Source organism: Sphingorhabdus sp. EL138 (assembly GCF_945862485.1).
In the GTDB taxonomy this organism is placed as follows: Bacteria; Pseudomonadota; Alphaproteobacteria; order Sphingomonadales; family Sphingomonadaceae; genus Sphingorhabdus_B.
On record NZ_CAMAYF010000039.1, the window covers coordinates 1 to 7605 of the forward strand.

The window sequence follows — 7605 nt, forward strand, 5'->3', positions numbered from 1 at the left end:
ACGCACGGGATGTCCATCAGGGCCAAGTTGCGCCGTCGCGGCATCTGGTACGCATAAGCACCAATGGAGCCCCTGTGGCACCATGCCATCGCCACTAGCCGCACGATCAAAAGTCGCAAGCCAACGCGCCACCAGTCCATGATCGATGCGGTCGGTACGCACTTCTTCACGTCCAATCCAAGCGTCCCATCCACTCATTCGTTGCGACCCTCCATCAAACCCTTGGCAATCACCTGCGCCTGAATTTCTGCGGCGCCTTCGAAAATATTCAAAATCCGCGCATCACACAAAACACGGCTAATTTCATATTCCAACGCATAGCCATTGCCGCCATGAATTTGTAACGCGGCATCGGCATTGCTCCATGCAGCACGGGCTGCCAGCAGCTTCGCCATACCCGCCTCAATATCGCAGCGTTTGCCAGAATCCTTGGCGCGGGCAGCAGCATAGGTCAGTTCACGGGTCATAACGAAATCGGCCACGCTCATGGCAATTTTGTCGGCCACGCGCGGGAACCCGATGATAGCTTTACCGAATTGCTTGCGGTTGGTAGCATAGTCCAAACCAAGCTCTAACGCGCGCTTTGCAACACCAACGGCGCGCGCTGCGGTCTGGATACGCGCGCCTTCGAATGTGCGCATCAGCTGCTTAAAGCCCTGCCCTTCTTCACCGCCCAAAAGAGCGCCATCAGGGGCAATCATACCATCAAATTGTAACGCATATTCGCGCATACCGCGGTAACCGAGGACTTCAATTTCGCTACCGGACATGCCGTCAGCCGGAAACAGATCCGCCTCTGTTCCGCGCGGCTTTGGCACCAACAGCATCGACAGACCGGCATAGCCTTTTTGGTCTGGCGCTGTGCGCACGAGCATAGTCATCAGATCAGAGCGACTTGCATGGGTAATCCAGGTCTTTGCCCCGTCGATAATCCAATTTCCATTATCACGCCGCGCCCGCGTCTGTAATGCGCCAAGGTCGGAACCTGTATCAGGTTCGGTAAACACCGCCGTTGGCAATATTTCACCGCTAGCGATTTTTGGCAGCCAGTGGGCCTTTTGCGCGTGCGTGCCACCCATCGCGATCAGCTCGCCCGCTATTTCAGACCGAGTACTCAGCGACCCTGCACCAATCCACCCGCGTGAGAGCTCTTCTGTCACGACGCACATCACCAGCTTGGACAAACCAAGCCCGCCATATTCGGTAGGGATACAGACGCCGAAAGTGCCAAGCGCCGCCATGTCGGCGATGGTTTCATCCGGGATTAGGTCGTTCGCGAGATGCCATTTATGGGCGTGCGGCAATATCTCACTTGTCGTAAACCGCCGATATTGGTCACGGATTGCGTCGACTTCGCCGTCATGCAGACTTTCACTTGGCATCTGCCCCTCTGCTAGCGCCTGTGTTACTGTCCCGCGCGTATTGGCTTTATCGGTGTGCAACCACGAAGCGCAATTTTGTGCCAATGACTCCGCAGCATTGATTATCCCAAGATCGACGGGACGAAAAATCTCATTCTGCCCCATCGGCAAACCGCCGATCAGTTGCCCCAAGGTTTCGGTAAAAATCAGCGACGCTATTTGTTGGTCCAAATGTGTCCCGCCACCATTGCTATCGAGCCAATAGTGAACGGCGTCCAATGCAGCCACGCTGGTTGCAACCCAAGCAAAGCCGTGCGCTGCACGCTGATCCGCTTCAATCGACCGCTCCGACAGGCGCGCGACCAACGCCGCCTTCGCTAAATCGCGGTAGCGCTCAGCAGCTTCTAGAGCGGCCGCAAAACTCATGCGCGTTCAAATACCGCCGCAATCCCCTGGCCGCCGCCAATGCACATCGTTTCAAGCCCGAAACGGACGTCCCTGCGATGCATTTCGCGGGTCAGGTTCGCCAATATACGACCACCGGTTGCACCAATAGGATGGCCAAGCGAGATACCCGACCCGTTGACGTTGAGCATGTCATGACGGCTGTCATCGTCTGCCCAGCCCCAGCCTTTGAGACAGGCCAGCACTTGCGGCGCAAATGCCTCATTCAACTCGACAAGGCCGATGTCGTTCCAACTCAAGCCGTTACGCGCAAACAGACGTTGCGTAGCAGGAACCGGACCATAGCCCATGCGCGAAGGCTCGCAGCCAGCCGCAGCCCAACTGTGGAAATAGGCAATGGGTTCTAACCCAAGCTCTTCCAACTTGTCCTCCGCCACAACAAGGCAAGCTGCACCGGCGTCATTTTGTTGGCTGGCATTGCCTGCCGTAACCACCCCACCTTCAAGTGGACGTAAAGCAGCCATTGTTTCGAACGTCGCATCGGCGCGATAGCCTTCGTCATGATCAAAGACGATTGGGTCGCCTTTTCTCTGCGCAATGCTTACGGGCACCAATTCATCGTCAAACAGACCATTTGCCCATGCCGCCGCCGCGCGCTGGTGCGATCGGGCCGCATACGCGTCACACGCTTCGCGGCTGATGTCATGGTCCTTAGCAAGATTTTCGGCTGTTTCAATCATACCGCTTATTACGCCAAAACGCTCCACTGGCTGGCTCATAACTCGCCCACGCGTCAGGCGATCATGCAGCGTCAGATTGCCCGCACGAACGCCTTTGCGAACGTCCGTGGTGTAGTGTTCGACATTGGACATGCTTTCGCATCCACCGGCTACGACAACGTCGCTTACCCCCGTTTGAACAGTCATTGCGGCATTCACGATGGCTTGCAGGCCGGAACCACAACGACGGTCGACTTGATACCCAGGCACCTCAATGGGAAGGCCCGCCGCAAGCCAAGCCCAATGCCCAATGCACGGTGCTTCGCCATTGCCATAGCCTTGGGCAAATACAACGTCGTCGACGCGCGACGGATCAATCTTCGTCCGCTCGATCAGTGCCTTGAGGATGATACCGCCCAAGTCACCTGCGTTGAGCGACGACAGCGCACCGCCGAATTTGCCGACGGGCGTGCGAATAGGGGCTACAATAGCGGCACGGCGAAGCGTATTCATTTGGCAATTCCTAATATTCCAGAGTCGATGAGACGGGCGATTTCGCCTGAGGATAGGCCGAGCGACGTGCTCAATATTTCCTCGCTATGCTGCCCATTGCGCGGCGCTGCCTTTGCGTCACCACGCTGCAATTGGGGAATACTGCCAAAAGCACCAGCAGCAGGATAATTAAAACCTGATGGGTTCGCGTCAAAGGCGGAAAACATGGGATTGTTCCCGACCAAGCGTGGATCATGCGCAGCATCCAACATGGTACGATAGGCCGAATGCACAATTCCGGCCTCATCAAGCGTCGAAGCCATTACCGCGTGATCGAGGGAACCAATCGCCCTTTCAAACAACGGATAAAGCGCATCGCGGTGCTGAAAGCGAAGTCCATCATCTTTGGCGAAGCTAACGCCGCGCTCCGCCTCTATCGCTTCGACTTGAGTTGCCAAACCAAGCGCACCAATTAGATTTGCCCATTGGCGGTGTGTGACAACGACAATCATCGTGCGTACATTGTCTTTGGTGACAAAATCACGTCCAAACAAACCATAGACCGCGTTGCCAAGCCGAGGACGATTGGCTTGGTTATGCAGCACTTCGGCTATACCGCCCAGATTGGCAACCGTGCCAATAGCTACATCCGACAGGGGAATGCGGACCTCACTGCCTTCCCCGGTTTGTTCGCGCCTCCGAATGGCAGCCAGCATGGCAAATGCAGCATAGGCGCCGCTGATGACATCCCAAGCCGGCAAAACATGATTGACGGGTTCGGGACCAGCCCCAGTCATCATGGGATAACCAACGGCATTATTTACGGTATAATCAAGGGCTGGCGCACCGTCGGCCCAGCCCATCACCCGCACGGTTACAAGATCAGCGCGTCCATCCGCTAATTTTGCGTGCGAAAGAAAGCCCTCTGAGGGAAAATTGGTAATAAATTGGCCCGTAGCGCGCACCAATTCCTGAAGTATTTCTCGCCCTTGTGGGCTCGATAAATCAAGTGCTACCGACTTTTTGGCGCGGTTTAGATTTTCCCAATACAATGAGTCATTCGCCTCAGTCACTGGCCAGCGATGATAATCCGGGCCGCCACCAACCTGATCGACACGAATAACCTCTGCGCCGAACTGCGCACAATATAGGCCCGCCGTCGGCGACGCCACAAAGGACGATGCCTCGATAATCTTCAAACCGTCTAACAAATCATACATGCATCAGGCTTCCGACATCAGGATTGGGCAGCCCATTCACGCAGCATATGTTTGGCAATTTGAAGCTGCAGAATTTGCGTTGTGCCTTCATAAATCCGGTAAATGCGGGCGTCACGGTAGAAACGTTCCGCATCATATTCTGCGAGATAGCCAGCGCCACCGTAAATTTGAACCACGCGGTCAACAACGCGGCCACACATTTCGGTAGCAAACACCTTTGCAGCCGCCGCCTTCCGCAGGACATTCTCGCCTGCATCAGCACGGCGAGCAGCATCGTCTAGCATACATTCAGCGGCATAGATTTCGATGTCACTATCCGCCAGCATTTGCTGAATAAGTTGAAAATTGGCAATTGGCTCACCGAACGCTTTACGTTCATTGGCGTAGCGCAATGCGCTGTCGAGTGCGCGGCGGGCATAACCCGTGGCCGCGGCTCCCACCGAAAGCCGGCCATTGTCTAAGCTTTGCATTGCAAAAGCAAAGCCCTTACCTTCTTCGCCGCCCAATATGGCATCGGCAGGTAACTTCACATCTTCCATGATGATATCGGCAATATGGCTTCCCGCCTGCCCCATTTTTTTATCGGACTTACCAACAGTGACGCCAGCGGTGTCCATGGGAACAATAAAGGCCGAAACATGGGCATTTTTGGGAAGTGCTTCTTTGCTGGTACGGGCCATGATAAGCGCGACCTTCGCGAACGGCGCATTGGTGATGTAGCGCTTTGTCCCGTTCAATACCCAGCCATTTCCCGACTTTACGGCGATAGTCTGCATAGCGGCGGAATCCGAACCGGATCCAGGCTCGGTAAGACCAAAAGAGGCCACTTCACCCGCTGCCAATCGCGGCAACCATTCAGATTTCTGTGCGTCAGTACCGCCATTTTTAAACGCTGAACAAATCATACCAATGTTGATCGACGTGATCGAGCGATAGCATGGCATCGCATAGCTCATCTCGCGGATTGTGCGGACATACTGCTGTATATTCATTCCCGAGCCGCCATATTCTTCAGGCATCGTCAGGCCAAAAAGGCCCATGTCCCGCATCTCGGCCATGATTGAATCCGGGATGATATCTGTTTCGAGGATTTCTTTCTCGGCAGGAATTAAACGCTCGCGAACATAACGCTGAAGCTGCTCGATAAACTGATCAAAAATGTCATTATCCATGATGTTCCCTTTCCCTGCGATACAAAAACGAATTTCTGCTTTCGCTATTCATGACTGGCTTTTAAGCCGTAAATTCAAAATATCCATTCGACAAAACCGTTACATTGCGTTCAATACTTGTCGACTGAAATGCTGCTTTTCCATCACTCTCAACCCAGATATCCGTCCGGATTGTTTCGCCCGGTTCAACAGGTCGTGAAAACCGAACGTCCATTTGGCGCACACGCGACGGGTCATTATCAGCTAACGCCGACAACAACGCGCGGCCAACAACACCATAAGTAGCAAGGCCATGCAAAATTGGGCGCTCAAAACCGCCCGCTTGGGCCACATCCGGGTCGATGTGCAACGGGTTGAGATCGCCGGACAGGCGGTAAATCATAGCACAGTTTTTGGCAGTCGGCATATCTACGGTTAAATCTGGCGCACGTTCAATTGGTACCTTATGCGGCACTGGTGCGCCATCTGGCGAACCACCAAATCCGCCATCGCCACGCAAGAATATAGTCGCAATAACGTCTGCATAATGGGTGCCGTCGTCGCCGACAATCCGACGTTCAACCATGGCAATAGCGCCCTTCTCGGCGCCTTTATCGATAAGCTTCGTAATCCGCGTTTCGCCGATAAATTGGCCTTTGGCCGGGAACGGCTTGTGAATGATGACCGACTGTTCGCCATGCAGCACTTTTTTCCAGTCAACATTCCATTCAGGGTTCTGCCAGATAAAGCCGGGGTAACCCAAAACCACAGCTATCGTTGGCAGGGCTTTTAGGCCTTTTTCATAAACGAAATCCAGGTCTTCGCTGCCTACGCCCAACGCATAGAGAATGCTGTCCCGTTCTTGCCAATTTTGTTCAATGCGGATTGGCAGGGAGCCAAGAAGCGTTTCTGGGTTCATTGCCATAATGCCGATCGCTCAAATCGGATCATGAGCAAAAACATGAGCCGAAACTTCATCCGCTCGGGCAAAGCTTGGAGCAAAGGATGGGATAAGCTCCGCCGCAATTGTCTCCGGCGTCCATCCTTCAACTTTCGTCATCGAACGGATGGGACGTGGTTTTCCGAAAAGCACAATCTCGTTCTTGCGTACGGAGAATATCTGGTTCGTGACGTCTTTGGAGGCATCCGAAGCAAGATAGACCACCATGGGAGCGATCTTATCCGCGCTCATCGATTTAAACTTTTCGACGCGCGCTTGTTGCTCGGGTGTTTCGGCAGGAATCGAAGCTATCATCCGGCTCCATGCAAATGGCGCGATACAGTTTGACCGCACCCCAGCGCGGGCCATGTCGAGCGCAATGGATTGGGAAAGACCGACTATACCCAACTTTGCGGCGGAATAATTTGCCTGTCCGATATTACCGACCAAACCGCTTGTAGAAGTAAAATGGATAAAGCTGCCAGACTGCTGCTCCCGAAAATAGGGCGTCGCAGCTTTTGACACGTTGAAACTGCCATTAAGATGCACATCGATCACGGCGCGCCAGTCTTCATAGCTCATCTTATGCCAAATGGTATCACGCAAGATCCCTGCATTGTTGACGACGGCGTCAATCCGCCCAAAACGCTGCACAGCATCTTCTATAATTGATGTCGCACCAACGGGATCAGCGACACTTGCCATATTGGCATGCGCCTTGCCGCCAGCAGCAATGATATCGTTCACGGTTTCTTGGGCAGGCCCCGCATCGCCACCTTCGCCGCCTTCGCCAACGCCAGGGTCGTTGACAACAACAGATGCGCCATGTGCGGCACATAGTAACGCTATTTCGCGACCAACACCACGTCCGGCGCCCGTGACCGCCACAACTTTACCTTCAAGCATTCCCATGACTTATCCCTTTAAAACCTCGACGAATGTCTTGCCGAGCAAGGATGGCAATGGCGATGGCGATACGCGGATGCCCGAGGCTTCCATGGCTGCAATCTTGCTTTCGGCGTCGCCCTTGCCGCCCGATACGATGGCGCCGGTCATGCCCTGCGTCATGATCTTCGTATTTTTATTGACGAGGATGGACATCGACTAAAGCTTCCCGACCATTTCAGGCACTACGGTAAACAGGTCACCAACGAGGCCGATATCCGCGACTTGGAATATCGGCGCGTCTTCGTCCTTGTTGATCGCGATGATGACCTTGGAATCCTTCATGCCCGCCAAATGCTGAATCGCGCCGGAGATGCCGACCGCGACATAGACCTCTGGGGCGACGATCTTGCCGGTCTGGCCAACCTGATA

7 protein-coding genes and 2 pseudogenes are annotated in these 7605 nt (G+C 54.3%); all 9 read right to left on the reverse strand.

Annotation, left to right across the window (positions count from 1 at the left end):
• Positions 1–198: pseudogene (locus Q0O33_RS10205) on the reverse strand (hypothetical protein); the annotation flags it as partial.
• Positions 195–1787, reverse strand: coding sequence for an acyl-CoA dehydrogenase family protein (locus Q0O33_RS10210; RefSeq protein WP_295499175.1), 1593 nt, complete (start codon positions 1785–1787; stop codon positions 195–197). The pseudogene Q0O33_RS10205 and the gene Q0O33_RS10210, both read right to left, overlap by 4 nt.
• Positions 1784–2998 (reverse strand): acetyl-CoA C-acetyltransferase, encoded by a 1215-nt coding sequence (locus Q0O33_RS10215; RefSeq protein ID WP_295499177.1) that lies wholly within the window; start codon positions 2996–2998, stop codon positions 1784–1786. Before Q0O33_RS10215 ends, Q0O33_RS10210 begins: the two co-directional genes overlap by 4 nt.
• A complete protein-coding gene (locus Q0O33_RS10220; RefSeq protein ID WP_295499179.1) occupies positions 2995–4197 on the reverse strand; it encodes a CoA transferase in 1203 nt (400 codons plus the stop codon). The genes Q0O33_RS10215 and Q0O33_RS10220 overlap by 4 nt, the downstream gene beginning before the upstream one ends.
• Positions 4198–4214: 17 nt before the next feature.
• Positions 4215–5369, reverse strand: coding sequence for an acyl-CoA dehydrogenase family protein (locus Q0O33_RS10225; RefSeq protein ID WP_295499181.1), 1155 nt, complete (start codon positions 5367–5369; stop codon positions 4215–4217).
• A gap of 61 nt (positions 5370–5430) precedes the next feature.
• Positions 5431–6273: a MaoC family dehydratase gene (locus Q0O33_RS10230; RefSeq protein WP_295499183.1), complete on the reverse strand. Its 843-nt coding sequence runs from the start codon at positions 6271–6273 to the stop codon at positions 5431–5433.
• A gap of 12 nt (positions 6274–6285) precedes the next feature.
• The gene (locus Q0O33_RS10235) at positions 6286–7194 is read right to left on the reverse strand and encodes an SDR family NAD(P)-dependent oxidoreductase (protein ID WP_295499187.1); all 909 of its coding nucleotides are present in this window, start codon (positions 7192–7194) and stop codon (positions 6286–6288) included.
• 9 nt (positions 7195–7203) lie between these two features.
• A pseudogene (locus Q0O33_RS10240) lies at positions 7204–7338 on the reverse strand (succinate--CoA ligase subunit alpha); the annotation flags it as partial.
• A 54-nt stretch (positions 7339–7392) separates the two neighbouring features.
• A partial coding sequence (locus tag Q0O33_RS10245; protein ID WP_295499185.1) for an FAD-binding protein occupies positions 7393–7605 on the reverse strand: 213 nt, incomplete at its 5' end.